Source organism: Streptomyces sp. NPDC045701, assembly GCF_056432045.1.
On sequence record NZ_JBWKJV010000014.1, the window covers coordinates 108,564 to 124,151 of the forward strand.

12 protein-coding genes are annotated in these 15,588 nt (G+C 72.6%); 5 read left to right on the forward strand and 7 right to left on the reverse strand.

Going from position 1 to position 15,588, the window contains the following annotated elements; all coding sequences use genetic code 11:
* Positions 1-114 precede the first annotated feature (114 nt).
* The gene (locus AC07DW_RS17620; protein WP_478858560.1) at positions 115-270 is read left to right on the forward strand and encodes a DUF6131 family protein; all 156 of its coding nucleotides are present in this window, start codon (positions 115-117) and stop codon (positions 268-270) included.
* Between the two features lie 104 nt (positions 271-374).
* Here the strand turns inward: AC07DW_RS17620 and AC07DW_RS17625 are convergent, their stop codons facing one another.
* The 3 genes from AC07DW_RS17625 to AC07DW_RS17635 form a co-directional block, all read right to left on the reverse strand.
* Positions 375-926 carry a DoxX family protein gene (locus AC07DW_RS17625; RefSeq protein WP_478858561.1) on the reverse strand — a complete coding sequence of 184 codons (552 nt, stop codon included), beginning with the start codon at positions 924-926 and terminating at the stop codon, positions 375-377.
* A gap of 165 nt (positions 927-1,091) precedes the next feature.
* A complete protein-coding gene (locus tag AC07DW_RS17630) occupies positions 1,092-1,580 on the reverse strand; it encodes a hypothetical protein (RefSeq protein WP_478858562.1) in 489 nt (162 codons plus the stop codon).
* Complete coding sequence (locus tag AC07DW_RS17635; RefSeq protein WP_478858563.1) at positions 1,577-3,019, reverse strand: WGR domain-containing protein; 1,443 nt, start codon at positions 3,017-3,019, stop codon at positions 1,577-1,579. The genes AC07DW_RS17630 and AC07DW_RS17635 overlap by 4 nt, the downstream gene beginning before the upstream one ends.
* Positions 3,020-3,327: 308 nt before the next feature.
* On the opposite strand from AC07DW_RS17635, the gene AC07DW_RS17640 reads away from it, so the two are divergent.
* Positions 3,328-4,095: a peptidoglycan recognition protein family protein gene (locus AC07DW_RS17640; protein ID WP_478858564.1), complete on the forward strand. Its 768-nt coding sequence runs from the start codon at positions 3,328-3,330 to the stop codon at positions 4,093-4,095.
* Positions 4,096-4,565: 470 nt separating this feature from the next.
* On the forward strand, positions 4,566-6,785 hold the full coding sequence (locus AC07DW_RS17645) for an NADP-dependent isocitrate dehydrogenase (protein WP_478858565.1): 2,220 nt from the start codon (positions 4,566-4,568) through the stop codon (positions 6,783-6,785).
* A 203-nt stretch (positions 6,786-6,988) separates the two neighbouring features.
* Here the strand turns inward: AC07DW_RS17645 and AC07DW_RS17650 are convergent, their stop codons facing one another.
* From AC07DW_RS17650 to AC07DW_RS17665, 4 genes are all read right to left on the reverse strand, one after another.
* The gene (locus tag AC07DW_RS17650; protein ID WP_478858566.1) at positions 6,989-9,469 is read right to left on the reverse strand and encodes a beta-xylosidase/alpha-l-arabinosidase; all 2,481 of its coding nucleotides are present in this window, start codon (positions 9,467-9,469) and stop codon (positions 6,989-6,991) included.
* An 8-nt stretch (positions 9,470-9,477) separates the two neighbouring features.
* Positions 9,478-10,296: a carbohydrate ABC transporter permease gene (locus AC07DW_RS17655; protein ID WP_478858567.1), complete on the reverse strand. Its 819-nt coding sequence runs from the start codon at positions 10,294-10,296 to the stop codon at positions 9,478-9,480.
* Positions 10,293-11,162 (reverse strand): carbohydrate ABC transporter permease, encoded by an 870-nt coding sequence (locus AC07DW_RS17660; RefSeq protein WP_478858568.1) that lies wholly within the window; start codon positions 11,160-11,162, stop codon positions 10,293-10,295. Before AC07DW_RS17660 ends, AC07DW_RS17655 begins: the two co-directional genes overlap by 4 nt.
* A 192-nt stretch (positions 11,163-11,354) precedes the next feature.
* Positions 11,355-12,650: an ABC transporter substrate-binding protein gene (locus AC07DW_RS17665; RefSeq protein ID WP_478858601.1), complete on the reverse strand. Its 1,296-nt coding sequence runs from the start codon at positions 12,648-12,650 to the stop codon at positions 11,355-11,357.
* Between the two features lie 160 nt (positions 12,651-12,810).
* On the opposite strand from AC07DW_RS17665, the gene AC07DW_RS17670 reads away from it, so the two are divergent.
* Both AC07DW_RS17670 and AC07DW_RS17675 read left to right on the forward strand, forming a co-directional pair.
* Positions 12,811-13,836 carry a LacI family DNA-binding transcriptional regulator gene (locus tag AC07DW_RS17670; protein WP_478858569.1) on the forward strand — a complete coding sequence of 342 codons (1,026 nt, stop codon included), beginning with the start codon at positions 12,811-12,813 and terminating at the stop codon, positions 13,834-13,836.
* Between the two features lie 251 nt (positions 13,837-14,087).
* Positions 14,088-15,470 (forward strand): glycoside hydrolase family 10 protein, encoded by a 1,383-nt coding sequence (locus tag AC07DW_RS17675; RefSeq protein ID WP_478858570.1) that lies wholly within the window; start codon positions 14,088-14,090, stop codon positions 15,468-15,470.
* The last annotated feature ends 118 nt before the right edge of the window (positions 15,471-15,588 follow it).

The following is a 15,588-nucleotide window of genomic DNA, read 5'->3' on the forward strand; positions in this document are numbered from 1 at the left end:
CGGTCGACCACGAAACGTAGCAGCCCTTCGCGCCATTAGGTGTGATTTGGGCGGTTTGGTTACGCTGCGACGGGGGACGTCTTGAGTAGTGGGACTTTCCTGATCGGAGGCGTCATGATCATCTTGGGCCTTGTCCTGCTCATCATCGGCCTGGTGGCCGGCATCAGCATTCTGTGGACCATCGGTGTCATCCTGCTCGTGATCGGCGCCGTGCTGTGGGTTCTGGGCGCCGTGGGGCACGCGGTCGGCGGACGGCGTCACTACTGGTGAGCCGCGGCTCCTCGCACTCGGGCCCGGTCCGTCGCCCCGCCGGGTGACCGGGGCGACGGGCCGGGCCCTTCCCCCTCGCGTCCGTTCCCGTTGCCCCGTACCGCTCAGGCGCCTCCGCCATCGCCATCGTCACTGGCCCCGGCCGCTTCGGCGAGCTGGTCCTTGGCCCGCTTGCCCACCACGGCCGCAGCGGCGAGGGCGCTCCCGAGGAACGCCACCGCTACGGTCCAGGGCTGGTCGAAGCGGTGCCGGGTGGCGTGGTCCAGGGAGTACCGGCCCGCTCCGGTGACGCCGATGGCCGCGGCCGTGAAGCCCAGGAAGGCCGGGTACTCGTAGCCACCGGACTGGTTGAAGAACCCGGCCGGGGCGTGCACCGCCACCGCGCCGGCCATCGCGCCGGCCGCGGCCGCCCCGGCGGCGGGGGTGGCGAACCCGAGCATCAGCAGCGCCCCGCCGCCCGCCTCGCCGAGCCCGGCCGCCATGGCACTCTGCCGGCCGGGCCGGAAGCCCATCGCCTCCATCCCCTTCGTCGTGCCCTCCAGGCCGCCGCCGCCGAACCAGCCCAGCAGCTTCTGCGACCCGTGCGCGGCGAGCACCGCCCCGGTGCCGACGCGCAGGACGAACAGGCCGAGGTCGCGTCGGTTGACGGCGTTCATGGGGGCTCCCGGGGAGGACGGTGTCGGACGGCTACCGTTCCACTGTGGTGCGGGGTTGCCCGCCGGGGGCGGTGGTGGTGCGCCGTACGGGTGAGCCGCCAGGGCGACCCGGTGTTCCGCCGCGTGCTCACCGGGGGCCTGGGGGCCCGTCACCCGGGGCATCCCTCACCGGCCGGCCGGCGCGCCGCCGGGCACCGGCTCCACCTCCAGGAACCGGCGCTTGCGCGGGCCCCGGTACAGCAGGGCCTCCCAGCCCAGACGGCCCAGCACCCGCACGCACTCCCCCAGGGCGCTCTCCTCCTCCCGAGCGGCCCCGCCACCCGGTGGTCCCAGCCACTCGACCCGTACCGTCCCCGGCCCCTCCCCCGGTGCCACCCGGTACCCGGTCGCCACCCGCCGGCCCTCCGCGTCGACGGCAGACGGCGCGATCCCGGCCGCCTCCAACGCCAGAGCCACCGCTCTGACCGGCCGGTTGCGCTCCCACACCGCGGGCACCGCCGCCGGGTCGCCGCCCGGCGTACCGGTCAGGCGCCGGATCTGCAGCAGCCCCTCGAACGCCACCCGAACCTCGGCGGCCCTGCGCGCCGCCGCCCCGGCCGCGACCGGCGGCGCGGGCCCGTCCCCCGTCGCGGCCTCGAACCCCTCGTCCGTCACAGCAGCCTCCTGATGTCACCCCGCACCCGGTAGAAGCCTCCCGAAGCGGGGTGCAGCGCGTCCACGACGTACCGCGCCCCCGGCTCCCGTATCGCCCGGGGGAACTGGACGTTCCACGAGCGCTCATAACCGTCCGACACCACGTGCACGCGCATCCGGCCGCCCTGCTGGACGCACTCCACCACCACCGCTCCGGCGGGCGCGGCCGTCACCGTCGTGACCGAGGCGACCGCGGTGGCCGGCGCGTACGTGGGCAGCGCGGCGGCGAGCTTCACGTCCCGGGCGACCGGCACGGTGCCCCGCTGGGCCGCCGTGATCGCCGCCTCGCTCGCGTCCACGCACACCAGCGAGCCGTCCGTGGTGACCAGGTAGAGCCGGTCCCCGTGGTACTGCATCGACAGTGCCGAGCCACCCCCCGTGCCCAGCTTCCACAGCCGTGTACCGTCCCGGTCGAAGCAGTACACCGACGACGCGGCGTCCCCCGCGAACACGAACCGGCCGCCGGGCGAGGTGGCGCAGGAGTACACCGCGCTGTCGCAGGCGTACGTCGCCTCCAGCGCGCCGTCCGCCTTGGCCAGCCGCTGCACCACCCGCTGCCCCGTGCCCGCGTACACCGCGTCGGCCTCCTGCCAGCCGAACAGCACCGCGCCCCTGGTGGGCGTGTGCCACAACTCGCCCCCGCCGTCCGGGGCGTACGCCGTCACGCCGCCGGAATGACCGTGGTAGACGGCCCGGTCGTCGGCGCGCACCATCCAGGCGTGCTCACCCCGGCCGCCGCGCGACCACTGGTGCTCGTCCTCGTGGTCGATCACCGTGAGGCGCCCGCCCCGGTCCGCGACGTTCAGCACGCCCTCGTGGATGTCCAGCCAGAAGATGTCCACGTCCGCGGCGATGTCGTACGCCGCGAACGGCAGCTTCGACGACAGGTCGTACACCCGGCCGTCGTCGCAGCCCGCGTAGATCCAGAAGTCGTCGGCGACCAGGCACTTGACCCCGTCGGGCAGGCTGAACCGGGCGAGGACCTCACCGGCGTGGTCCAGGGTGTACACGTCACCCGACTGGTTGCCGACCCAGCAGCGGTCCTCGTCGACGTGGATGCCGAACGCCGACGAGCCCGTACGGAACCGCCACAGCACCGGCGCCACCGCCCGCGCGGTGGACGGCGCGGACGAGACCTGGCGCCGGGTGACCGCCCGGGGCGCGCGCTGCCCCGGCACCGCCGGCGCGTACCCCTTGCGCACCTTCTCGCCGACCTTCCGCGCGGCGGCGGCCCGCGCCTTCTGCGGTGTCGGGAACGTCGACGTCTGGGTCTGCCCGGCGGCGCCTATCCGCCCGTACCGCACGGACACGACCAGGCCCTGGACGGTGACCTCGTAGAACTTGTGCGCCCCGCCGCCGTCCTGTGACAGCTCCAGATACGTCGTCGACGTCGTCGACATGGCAGACCCCTCCCCAGGACGGACCCCGCGGCCTGATCCGCGAGTCCCACTGCCTGAACCGTAGGAGGCACCACTGACAATCGCCGTGTGACGGCGCCCGGTTCACGGACGCCGCGCCGGGCCGGGGCGCCGGCCGGACCGTGCCGCTCGGCTTCCACCGCCGGTGCCGGCCGGACCGGCTCCGTCACCACTCGGAGCAGTCCGGCGGGCGCGGGGGCCGGGAGCTGGGGACGATGGCGGTGACGGCCCCGGTCGGCGGCGGGGCGCCGGACCGCCGCGGCCGCCCGCCGACGAGCGGAGGGTGGAGCATGCGGCTCACGCGCAGGCGCCGGTACCGGAGCGCCGCCGCGCTGGCGGTGCTCGTCCTCCTCGCCGCGACGTCGCTGTGGCTCCACCCCCCGGGGGCCCTGCCCGGCAGCGCCTCGTCGTCGCCGGAGCGCGTACGGGCGGCGCAGCAGGTCCGCCACCAGGGGCCGCGGCCCGCCATCGTGCCGCGCCGCGCTTGGCGCGCCGACAGCGTGGACACCGCACCGGGCGCCCGCTACGCCCCGTCCGTGAAGGCCGTCGTCATCCACCACACCAGCACCCCGAACGGCTACGACTGCGCGACCGTGCCGCGCACGCTGCGCGGCCTCTACGCGGGGCACGCCTACGGCCGGCACTGGGACGACCTCGGCTACAACTTCCTGGTCGACGCGTGCGGCACGATCTACGAGGGCAGGGCGGGCGGGGTCGACCGGCCGGTGGTCGGGGCGCACACCAAGGGGTTCAACGAGGGGACGGTCGGCATCGCGGCGATCGGGACGTTCTCCGAGGGCGAGACCGTGCCGGAGCCCATGCTCGACGCGATCGCGCGGCTGGTCGCCTGGAAGCTGGGGCCCCGGGGCCCCGACCCGCGCGGCAGGGTGACCCTGGTGTCCACACACGACGAGGCGCGCTTCCCGAAGGGCTCGAAGGCGGTCCTGCCCGTGGTCGGCGGCCACTCGGACGGCTACCCGACCCGCTGTCCCGGCGCCGCCCTGTACGGGAAGCTGCCGGACATCGGAGCGCGGGCGGCCCGGATCCAGCGCCGGTGAACCCCGGCCGGCCCGGCCGGTCAGCCCGGCGCCCCCGAGGTCCTGGACCCACCAGGGCCCGTTGGAGCGGGGGGTTCACGCCCACGGCGATGTCCTTGAACGCGCGGTTCACGACGTTCTTCCGGTGCGCGGGGCCGGCCATCCGGCCCCGCACGGCGCGGGCGCCCCGGCGACCCGGGCCGCGGCCTTACCGGCGACCGCGGGTCCCGCGGCGCGGTGGCGCCAGGTGTGGCGATCACGGTGGTCGTGATGCTCGCGGTCGTGGTGATCATGGTGGTCGTCACGGCGGCGGGAGGGTCGCGCGGGGCGACCGCCCACCGCGCCGGCCGGGGGCGCCCCCTCGCGGGGAGCGGCTCGCCCCGGCGGCGCCGGGCGCCCGCGAGAAAGGGTTCCGGGCCCCTGTCGAGAACAGGTCGATCACGAGATATCTTGATGTCGAGCAATGTTGCAGACGTGGAGCGGAGCACCCGGTGACTGACTCGACCATCATCTACACCCACACTGACGAGGCCCCGGCCCTGGCCACGCACTCGTTCCTGCCCGTGGTGCAGGCGTACGCCTCGACGGCCGGGGTCAGCGTGGAGACCCGCGACATCTCCCTGGCGGGCCGGATCATCTCCGGCTTCCCCGAGTACCTCGAGGAGGGGCAGCGCATCGACGACGCGCTCGCCGAGCTCGGTGAGCTGGCCAAGACGCCCGGGGCCAACATCATCAAGCTGCCGAACATCTCGGCCTCGATCCCGCAGCTGAAGGCGGCGGTCGCCGAGCTGCAGCAGCAGGGCTACGCGCTGCCGGACTACCCGGACGACCCGAAGACCGACGAGGAGCGGGACATCCGCGCCCGGTACGACAAGGTCAAGGGCAGCGCCGTGAACCCGGTCCTGCGCGAGGGCAACTCCGACCGGCGCGCCCCCGCCTCGGTGAAGAACTACGCCAAGACCCACCCGCACCGCATGGGCGCCTGGACCGCCGAGTCGAAGACGAACGTCGCGACGATGGGCGAGAACGACTTCCGCTCCACCGAGAAGTCCGTGGTGATCGCCGAGGCCGGTTCGCTCCGTATCGAGCTGGCGGGCGACGACGGCACCACGACCGTGCTGCGCGAGTCCGTCCCGGTCCAGGCCGGCGAGGTCGTCGACGCCTCCGTGATGCGCGTCGCCGCCCTGCGCGAGTTCCTGACCGCGCAGGTCGCCCGCGCCAAGGCCGAGGGTGTGCTCTTCTCCGTACACCTCAAGGCGACCATGATGAAGGTCTCCGACCCGATCATCTTCGGTCACGTGGTGCGCGCCTTCTTCCCGAAGACGTTCGCGAAGTACGGCGAGACGCTCGCCGCGGCCGGCCTGACCCCGAACGACGGCCTCGGCGGCCTCTACAAGGGCCTGGAGTCGCTGCCCGAGGGCGCCGAGATCAAGGCGTCCTTCGACGCCGAGCTCGCCGAGGGCCCCGAGCTCGCCATGGTGGACTCCGACAAGGGGATCACCAACCTGCACGTCCCGTCCGACGTCATCGTCGACGCCTCCATGCCGGCCATGATCCGCACCTCCGGCCACATGTGGGGCCCGGACGGCCAGGAGGCCGACACCCTCGCCGTCCTGCCCGACAGCAGCTACTCCGGCGTCTACCAGGTCGTCATCGACGACTGCCGGGCCAACGGCGCGTACGACCCGTCGACGATGGGCTCCGTTCCCAACGTCGGCCTGATGGCGCAGAAGGCCGAGGAGTACGGGAGCCACGACAAGACCTTCGAGATCACCACCGCGGGCACCGTCCGCCTCGTGGACCAGGCCGGCGACGTCGTCCTGGAGCAGGCCGTCTCCGCCGGTGACATCTTCCGCGCCTGCCAGACCAAGGACGCGCCGATCAGGGACTGGGTGAAGCTGGCCGTCACCCGTGCCCGCGCCACCGGCGACCCGGCGGTGTTCTGGCTGGACGGCACCCGCGCGCACGACGCCGTGCTCATCGAGAAGGTCGAGCGCTACCTCCCCGAGCACGACACCGAGGGCCTGGACATCCGCATCATGTCCCCGGTCGAGGCGACCAAGCTGTCCGTCGAGCGGATCCGCCGCGGCGAGAACACGATCTCGGTCACCGGCAACGTGCTCCGCGACTACCTGACCGACCTGTTCCCGATCCTGGAGCTGGGCACCAGCGCGAAGATGCTCTCGGTCGTCCCGCTGATGAACGGCGGCGGCCTGTTCGAGACCGGCGCCGGTGGCTCCGCGCCCAAGCACGTCCAGCAGCTGGTCAAGGAGAACTACCTGCGCTGGGACAGCCTGGGCGAGTTCCTCGCCCTGGCGGTCAGCTTCGAGCACCTCGCCCAGACCACGGGCAACGCCCGCGCCCAGGTCCTGGCCGACACCCTGGACCGCGCGACCGCGACGTTCCTCAACGAGGACAAGTCGCCGAGCCGTCGCCTCGGTGGCATCGACAACCGCGGCAGCCACTTCTACCTCGCCCTGTACTGGGCGCAGGAGCTGGCCAAGCAGACCGACGACGCCGACCTGGCCAAGGCGTTCGGCCCGCTCGCCCAGACGCTGTCCGAGCAGGAGGCCACGATCGTCGAGGAGCTCATCGCGGTCCAGGGCCGGCCGGCCGACATCGGCGGCTACTACCAGCCCGACCCGGCGAAGGCCTCGGCCGTCATGCGCCCGTCGCAGACCTTCAACCAGGCCCTCGCGACCCTGGCCTGACGCCACGGCAGTACCACCGCGTGACGGCGACCGCCCCGGCCGGGAATCCCGGCCGGGGCGGTCGTGTCCTCGGCTCCTGCGCGGGCGCTGCTCCACACGGGGCCGGTGGTCGTGCGCGGGCGGCCTGTGCGCGGGGGCGGCCTGAGCTGGTGCGCGGAGGCGGTGCTGGTGCGCGGGAGCGGTCCTCGTCCGCCCGCCCGGCCTCAGTGCGGCGGTGGCGGTGCGGTGGCCGGGGTGATCCGGGCGTGCAGCCGCCGCGTGTGGTCCACGTACCGGGCGGGCCCGGTGAGGGTGACCCGGGCGGTCAGCCGGGGGTCGCCGCTGGAGGCGGCCAGGCGCAGCTCCAGCTCCCCCGGCTCGACGACGCGGCGCCCGTCGAGGCCGGTGAACGAGGCGACGTCGGCCGGGACCGTCACCTCCAGGCGGCGCTCCTCCCCCGGGCGCAGCGGCACCCGGGCGTACCCGACGAGCCGTTGCACGGGCTGGACGACCGACGCCACCGGGTCGTGCAGGTACAGCTGGACGACCTCGGTCCCCTCCCGGTCCCCCGAGTTGCGCACCCGGAAGGCGAGCCTGAACTCGCCGTCGGTGCCGCCGGTGCCGTCGACGACCGTCAGGTCCCCCCAGTCGAAGGCCGTGTACGACAGGCCGTGGCCGAAGGGGAAGGCGGCGGTCGGGTCGACGCTGGACACATCGGTGGCCCGGCCCAGTCTGGCCGCCAGGTAGGTGGCGGGCTGCGCGTCGGGCGTACGCGGCACGCTGACGGGCAGCCGGCCCGACGGGTTGGTCCGGCCGCTGAGTACGCCCGCCATGGCCGCCGTACCGGCCACACCGGGGAAGAACGACTGCACGATCGCGGCCGCTTCGCCGACGGCCCGGCCCAGGGCGTACGGCCGGCCGGTGAAGAGCGCGGTCACGACGGGCGTGCCGGTGTCGATCAGGGCGTCGAGCAGTTCCTGCTGCACTCCGGGCAGGGCGAGGGAACCCGCGTCGCATCCCTCGCCGCTGGTGCCGCGGCCGAAGAGCCCGGCGCGGTCGCCCAGTGCCGCGACGACGACGTCGGCGTCCCGCGCGAGGCGCAGGGCGTCGGGGAAGCCGGAGGTGTCGCCGCCGTCGACGTCCGCGCCGTGCGCGGTGAGGATCCGCGCGCCGGGGAACTCCCGTTCCAGCGCTTCGCGGAGGGTCGGCAGGTCGATACCGGCCGGGGTGTCCGGGTGCTGGGAGCCGACGTGGACGGGGAAGGAGTAGCAGCCCAGGACGGCGGTGGGCCGGCCGGCGTGGGGGCCCACCAGCGCGATGGTGCGCGGCCGGGTGAGCGGCAGGGTTCCGTCGTTGGTGAGCAGGACGATCGCCCGGTCGGCGATCCGCGCCGCCAGGTCGCGGTTGGCGGGCGTGTCCAGGTCGACGGTGCCGCGCAGGGCCGCCGGGTCGTCGAGGCCGGCCCCCTCCAGCGCCGGTGGTACCGGGTTCCATCCGGCGTCGAGCAGGCCGAGCTGGGCCTTCTGGCGGAGGACCCGGTGGACGGCGCGGTCGACGAGTTCCCCGGGCACCCGGCCGGTGGCGACGGCGTGGCGCAGCGGTTCGCCGAAGGTCTTCACGGTGGGCAGTTCGACGTCGACGCCGGCGCGGAGGGCCGCGGCCGCGGCGTCGGCCCAGCTGCCCGCGACTCCGTGCAGCGTCTTGAGGAAGGCGATGCCGAAGTAGTCGGCGACGACCGTTCCGCCGAAGCCCCAGGTGTCGCGCAGGAGCCCGGTCAGCAGCTCCTCGTCGGCGGCGGAGGGCACGCCGTCGGTGTCGGTGTAGGCGTGCATCACCGATCGAGCGCCGCCTTCGCGCACGGCCATCTCGAAGGGTGGCAGCATGACGTCCGCGCGTTCCCGCGGCCCCATGGCGACCGGGGCGAGGTTGCGGCCGGCGCGGGAGGCGGAGTAGCCGGCGAAGTGCTTGAGGGTGGCGACGATTCCGGCGGATTCCAGGCCCTGGACGTAGGCGGTGGCGATGGTCCCGACGAGGTAGGGATCCTCCCCGATGGTCTCCTCGACCCGGCCCCAGCGGGCGTCGCGCACCACGTCCAGTACGGGGGCGAGCCCCTGGTGCACGCCGACCGAGCGCATGTCCGTTCCGATGGCGCGGGCCATCCGGCGGATCAGGGCGGGGTCGAAGGTGGCTCCCCAGGACAGCGGTACGGGGTAGGCGGTGGCCTTCCAGGCGGCGAAGCCGGCGAGGCACTCCTCGTGGGCCACCGCCGGGATGCCGAAGCGGTTGGCGGCGGTGATGCGCCGCTGGGTGCGGGCCAGGGACAGCGCGCCGAGCGCGGGGTCGACCGGCGCCGTGCCGAACGGGCGGGTCAGCTGCCCGAGCCCGGCGGGCAGCAGGGCGTCGAGGTCGGCGGGCTCCTCCATGTCGTGCTGGTGGGGGGCCACTTCGGCGCCCTCGGCCGACGCGCCGACCCATACGCCGAAGAGCTGGGCGATCTTCTCCTCGACGGTCATGGCGGCGACCAGGGCGGAGACGCGGGTGTCGACGTCGTGCGCGGGGTCGTTCCAGACCGGGACGGCGGCGGTGGCCGCGGTCGCACCGATGGCCGCGGCCGCACTGGTGGCCGCGGTCGCACTGGTGGCCGCGGCGCCGTTGGCGGGGTCGGTGGTGGCCGGGGTCGGGGTGGCGGTCGTGTGGGCTGCCATGTTGGCGGTCACTTTCCTCCTACGCCCATCAGGCCCTGGACCAGGGCACGGCGGGCGAACAGGTAGACGAGCAGGACGGGCACCATGGACAGGACCACGGCGGCCAGCAGTCCGGGGATGTCGATCCCGTGCTCCGTTTGGAAGTCGTAGAGACCCAGAGTGATCAACTTGGTGGAGTCGGACTGGGTGAGGACGAGGGGGAACAGGAAGCCGTTCCAGGCCTGGAGGGCGGAGAACACGACGACCGTGGACAGGCCGCCCTTGGACAGGGGCAGGACCAGCTGGAAGAACATCCGCCGGGGCGACGCTCCGTCCATGGCCATCGCCTCGTACAGTTCGCCGCCGATGTCGCGCATGGCTCCGCTGAGGACCAGCGCGGAGATGGGCAGGCAGAACGCCGCCGTCGGCAGGACGACGCCGAGCAGGTTGTCGTAGAGGCCCGCTTCGCTGATGAGGTAGAACATCGGGACGATCACGGCCTGTGCCGGGATGGCCAGGCCGAGCAGGAACAGCCGGAATGCGGACGACGCGAAGCGTGAGCGGCTGCGCACGATCGCGTACGCCAGCGGCGGCACGAGCAGCAGCACCAGGCCCACCACGCAGGCGGTGACGATCACGGTGTTGAGGAAGTACTGCCCGAAACCGGTGGAGAGCGCCCCGGTGTAGTTGTCGAGGGTGAACTCCTCCGGGAAGGCCAGTGGTCCCCGGCGGGCGTAGTCGGAGCGGGTCCGCAGGGTCGCCCCGATCATCACGTACAGGGGGAAGCCGACCAGCAGGAGCCAGACCAGTGAGCCGGCGCCGGCCAGGTGGTTGGGGCGTCGGTTCATGACACGCCTTCCAGGTCGCTGCGCATCCGGTCGTAGCCGGAGACGCGCACCACGATCAGCGAGACGAGCGTCGCGGCGACGACGAGGACGAGGGCGACGGCCGCTCCGGCGCCGAAGTCGAAGCCCTTGAACGCCTTTTGGTACATGTAGTACGCGGTGATGGTGGTGTCGGTACCGGGACCGCCCTGGGTCAGGATGAGCACCGTCTCGAAGGTGGTGAGCCCGCCGACGACCATCAGGATCACCGAGGTGATGACGGAGTTGCGCAGTTGCGGCAGGGTGATGTGGAAGAACTGCCGCACCCGGCCCGCCCCGTCGATCTCCGCGGCCTCGTACAGGACCCGGGGGACGGCGCGGGCGGCGCCCTGGTGGATGAGGGTGTGGAACGGTGTGAACTGCCAGGTGCTGACGAAGGCGAGGACGCCGATGGCGCCGGCCTGGCTGCCGAACAGGTTGCCGTCGCCGAACAGCCAGGTGGCCCGGGAGGGGACCCCGAAGTTGGGGTCGAGCACCGCGCGCCAGAGCACCGACACGGCGGTGGTGGACAGCAGCAGCGGGATGAAGTAGATCGCGGACAGTACGGCTCGGTTGCGCTGCTGCCCGGCGGCCCAGACGCCGAGCAGGACGCTCAGCGGAGTCTGGATCGCCACGCCCAGGAAGGTGACCAGGAGGCTCAGCCAGACGCTGTTGATCATGACGGGATCGGCGAAGACCCTGGTCCAGTTGTCCAGGCCGGCGAACCGGGGCGGTCCCAGACCGTTCCAGCTCGTGAAGGACAGGCCCGCGACCATGATCAGGGGTGTGATCGCGAAGAGGACGAAGAACAGCGTGGCGGGGATCGCCCAGACGAATCCGGGGCGGCCCACCCGGGAGCCGTGCCGCTCCCGTGTCCACCGTGACGCACCGCGTCCGCCAAAGGAGGCGGCGCCGGGACGACCGCCTTCGGTCCCCGGCTCGTGCGCCCGTGTCGGTGCCTGTGTCCGCTTCCCCGTCTGCGCCTGTGTCCGTGCCTGCGTCGGCGTCTGTGGCTGCGTTTCGCTGTGTGCGGACATGTCGGCCTAGGCGGTGGGGAGCGACTGCATGGCCTTGATGAAGCCGTCCGCGTCGGTCTGCCCGTTGAAGAACTGCTGCACCGTCTGGTGGATGGGCGTGATCGCGGCCGGCGGGTACGCCTGGTCCCACGACAGCTGGAACGACGGGGCCTTCTCGACCAGTTGGTACTGGTAGCGGGAGTACGCGGGGTTGGCCGCGGTGTCGAGGAACTTCTCGGTGTTCGTGGTGGTCGGCAGGTTGCCGACGGACAACTGCTCCTTGACGAACCGGTCGGAGTACATCAGCTTGAGGAACTCCGCGACGGCTTCCGGGTGCCGGGTCTTCTTGAGCACGGAGTAGAAGTTGTTGGTGTTGCCGACGAGGTTCGCCGGGTCGCCCTTGCCGCCTTCGACGGCCGGGAAGGTGGTGTAGCCGAGGTCCTTCTCGGCGAACGCCGCGTCCGCCTCCTGGTGGGTGGCGTACGCCCACGAGCCCATCAGCTCGAAGCCCGCCCTGCCGCTCGCCAGGAGCGCCGGGGAGCCTCCGTCGGTGAACTTCACCGAGTCGAAGTTGCCGCCGAACGCGCCGGCGGCGACCAGTTCCCCGATCATGCCGAGCGCCTTCCTGCTGTCGGCGCTCTCCCAGGAGCTCTTGTCGCCGTCCAGTGCCTCGGCGAACAGCCCGGGTCCCGCGACGCGGTCGTAGAGGTACTCGAACCACATCAGGGTCGGCCACTTGTCACCGCCGCCGAGGGCGATGGGCGTGACGCCCTTGGCCTTGAGGGCCTTGACCGCTTCGAGCAGTTCCGCCCAGGTCCGCGGCGGCTGGACACCGGCGTCCGCCAGCACCTTCTTGTTGTGGAACAGCAGGACCGGCTGCGTGCCGCGCATCGGGACGCCGTACGGCGTGCCGTCGATGACCGCAGTGTTGTAGACGGACGGCAGGAAGGCGGCCGCCAGCTGGGGGTCCTTCTTGGTGAAACCGTCGAGCGGCAGCAGCAGCCCGGCGTCGACGTACGGCCGGATGCTCCCCCCGCCCCAGTTGAAGAACACGTCGGGGGCCTGCGGGGTGTTGATGATCGTCTGGAGCTTCTGCTGGTAGTCGGCTCCGGGGATGGTGTCCAGGACCGCCTTGACCTCGGACGTCCTGTTGAACTCCTCGACGAGCCGCTGTTCCACCTTGTTGGTGGCGTCGCCGTAGACCAGGACGTGGAACTCCGCCGCGCCTGACGATGACGCGCCGCCACCGCCGCAGGCCGTCAGGCCGAGTGCCAGGGCCAGGGTCAGTCCGCCGACGAGTGTCCGGGGGAAGCGCACGCCCATGTTTCCGAGCCCTCTCACAAGCCCACCTCTCGAAAGTTTCTAGTGAATCAACGAAAGTGTTCGTGGTTCCGGGACGGTAGGGGCAGTCGCCGGGGGTGGTCAACGGGCGTGCGCCGGTGCGACCGAACCGTTACAACGGGGGTGTCCTATCCTTCGTCGCATGCGTGATGACGACGGTGCGGACGGCCGGGTCACCCTGGCGGAGGTGGCCGCCCGGGCCGGTGTGTCCCTCTCCACGGTTTCGAAAGTCCTCAACGGCCGTTCCGACGTCTCGCTCCGCACCCGCGCCAAGGTGGAGGAGTTGCTGGAGGCACACGGCTACCGCCGCCGCACGACGGGGACGCCCCAGGCGCCCCTGATCGAGCTGGTCTTCCACGAGCTGGACAGCGTCTGGGCGATGGAGCTCATCCGCGGCGTCGAGAACGTCGCGAAGGAGCACAACGCCGCCGTCGTCCTCACCGAGAGCGGCACCCGCCACGCCCCCGCCCCCGACTGGGTCGAGGGGGTGCTGCGGCGCCGGCCGCTCGGCGTCGTCCTGGTCTTCTCCACCCTGCCGGACAAAGTCAGGAAGCAGTTGCGGTCCCGCGCCATCCCGTTCGTCATCATCGACCCGGCCGGCGACCCGGAACCGGACGTCCCTTCGGTGGGCTCGGCCAACTGGGCGGGCGGCCTGGCGGCCACCCGGCACCTCATCGACCTGGGCCACGAGCGCATCGGCATCATCACCGGACCGGAGGACATGATGTGCTCACTGGCCCGGCTCGACGGCTTCCGCTCCGCCATGACCATGGCGGGCCTGGCGGTCGACCCCCGGCACGTGCGGTTCGGCGACTTCCACGTGCAGGGCGGGTTCGCCCGGGCCAACGAGCTGCTCGAAGGACCGGACCGGCCCACCGCGGTGTTCGCCGGCAGCGACCTTCAGGCGCTCGGCGTCCTGGAGGCCGCCCGCCTGAAGGGCCTGGGGGTGCCGCGGGACCTGTCGGTGGTGGGGTACGACGACGTCCCGATCGCCCAGTGGTCCAGCCCGGCGCTCACCACGGTCCACCAGCCGCTGCGGCAGATGGCCGAGGAGGCCGCGCGGATGCTGCTGCGCCCGCGCGACCCCGGCAAGGCCGCGCTGCGCATGGAACTCGCCACCAGGCTGGTGGTCCGCCAGAGCACCGCGCCGCCGCCGCGCGACGCCTGAGCCCCGCGGCGGCCCTGCGGCGGTCGCGCCCAATTTCGGCCCGCGCGAAGCCGAACGTACGCCGCTGATCGGCGGTGTCCGCGCGCCCTGGTGCGCCGGCGGTTGACCGCCGGGATGGCCGGCCGTATGGTCTGCCACGCACATTCGGAGAATGTTCCGAAACTTTCGAACGAACCTCATCGCTCAGCGCGTCCACCCGTACGCCGGGCCGGGCCCTGTCCCGGCCCCCGCCAGAAGAGGTTGACATGATCATGACTAGCACTAGGGGCCCGGAGCGGCGCCCGCGCCCGGCCCCCCGTTTCCGGGCCCGTCGCGCACTCGTCCTCGGCACGGCGGGCCTCCTCGCCACAGCGGGCCTCACCGCCCTCTCCGGTACGGCGCAAGCGGCCGGCACCCTCGGCTCGGCGGCCGCCGCCAAGGGACGCTACTTCGGCACCGCCGTGTCGGCGCAGCACCTGGGCGAGTCCGGCTACGTCTCCACCCTGAACCGGGAGTTCGGCTCCGTCACCCCCGAGAACGAGATGAAGTGGGATGCCGTCGAGGCGACCCGCAACACCTTCACCTTCGGCTCCGCGGACCGGATCGTCAGCCACGCCCAGAGCCAGGGCATGTCCGTCCGCGGCCACACCCTGGTGTGGCACTCCCAACTCCCCGGCTGGGTCGGGGGCCTGGGAGCCGCCGACCTCCGCTCGGCGATGAACAACCACATCACCACGGTGATGCAGCACTACAAGGGCAAGGTGCTCGCCTGGGACGTGGTCAACGAGGCGTTCCAGGACGGCGGCAGCGGTGCGCGCCGCAGCTCTCCCTTCCAGGACAAGCTGGGCAACGGCTTCATCGAGGAGGCGTTCCGCACGGCCCGCGCGGCCGACCCGGCGGCCAAGCTCTGCTACAACGACTACAACACCGACGGCGTCAACGCGAAGAGCAACGCCGTCTACGCCATGGTCAAGGACTTCAAGGCCCGGGGCGTACCGATCGACTGCGTGGGCTTCCAGTCCCACTTCAACAGCGCGTCACCGGTGCCGGCCGACTACCGCGCGAACCTCCAGCGGTTCGCCGACCTCGGCGTCGACGTCCAGATCACCGAGCTGGACATCGAGGGCTCGGGCAGCTCCCAGGCCACCGCCTACGGCAACGTCGTCAACGCCTGCCTGGCCGTCTCGCGCTGCACCGGCATCACCGTGTGGGGCGTGACCGACAAGTACTCCTGGCGCAGCAGCGGCACGCCACTGCTGTTCGACGGCAACTACGCCAAGAAGCCGGCCTACGACGCCGTGCTGGCCGCGCTCGGCGGCTCCGGCGGAGGCGGGGGCGGGGGCGGAACAGCCGGCTGTTCCGTCTCGTACACCACGACCGCGCAGTGGAACGGCGGCTTCAACGGCCAGGTGACGGTCACCGCGGGCAGCGCCCCGGTCAACGGCTGGACCACCACGGTGACCGTGACGCCGCCCCAGAAGGTCTCCGCGACCTGGAACGGCGCCCCCACCTGGGACAGCAGCGGCAACGTGATGACCGTACGACCCACCTACAACGGCTACCTGGGCGCCGGGGCCTCGACCACGTTCGGGTTCACCGTCATGACCAACGGCAACACCTCGGCGCCCGTCCTGGGCACCTGCACCGCGTCCTGACCGCCACCCCGCCCCTCCCCCGGACGCGGGGGGGGGGGGGGGGGGGGGGGGGGGGGGGGGGGGGGGGAGGGGGGGGAGGGGGAGGGGGGGGGGGGGGGGGGGGGGGGGAAGGAAAGAG

Excerpts from the sequence above, each read along its gene's own strand:
- AC07DW_RS17620 (WP_478858560.1), top strand. The coding sequence starts at position 115 with ATGATCATCTTGGGCCTTGTCCTGCTCATCATCGGCCTGGTGGCCGGC.
- AC07DW_RS17640 (WP_478858564.1), top strand. The coding sequence starts at position 3,328 with ATGCGGCTCACGCGCAGGCGCCGGTACCGGAGCGCCGCCGCGCTGGCG.
- AC07DW_RS17635 (WP_478858563.1), bottom strand. The coding sequence starts at position 3,019 with ATGTCGACGACGTCGACGACGTATCTGGAGCTGTCACAGGACGGCGGC.
- AC07DW_RS17670 (WP_478858569.1), top strand. The coding sequence starts at position 12,811 with ATGCGTGATGACGACGGTGCGGACGGCCGGGTCACCCTGGCGGAGGTG.
- AC07DW_RS17650 (WP_478858566.1), bottom strand. The coding sequence starts at position 9,469 with ATGGCAGCCCACACGACCGCCACCCCGACCCCGGCCACCACCGACCCC.
- AC07DW_RS17625 (WP_478858561.1), bottom strand. The coding sequence starts at position 926 with ATGAACGCCGTCAACCGACGCGACCTCGGCCTGTTCGTCCTGCGCGTC.
- AC07DW_RS17675 (WP_478858570.1), top strand. The coding sequence starts at position 14,088 with ATGACTAGCACTAGGGGCCCGGAGCGGCGCCCGCGCCCGGCCCCCCGT.
- AC07DW_RS17655 (WP_478858567.1), bottom strand. The coding sequence starts at position 10,296 with ATGAACCGACGCCCCAACCACCTGGCCGGCGCCGGCTCACTGGTCTGG.
- AC07DW_RS17665 (WP_478858601.1), bottom strand. The coding sequence starts at position 12,650 with ATGGGCGTGCGCTTCCCCCGGACACTCGTCGGCGGACTGACCCTGGCC.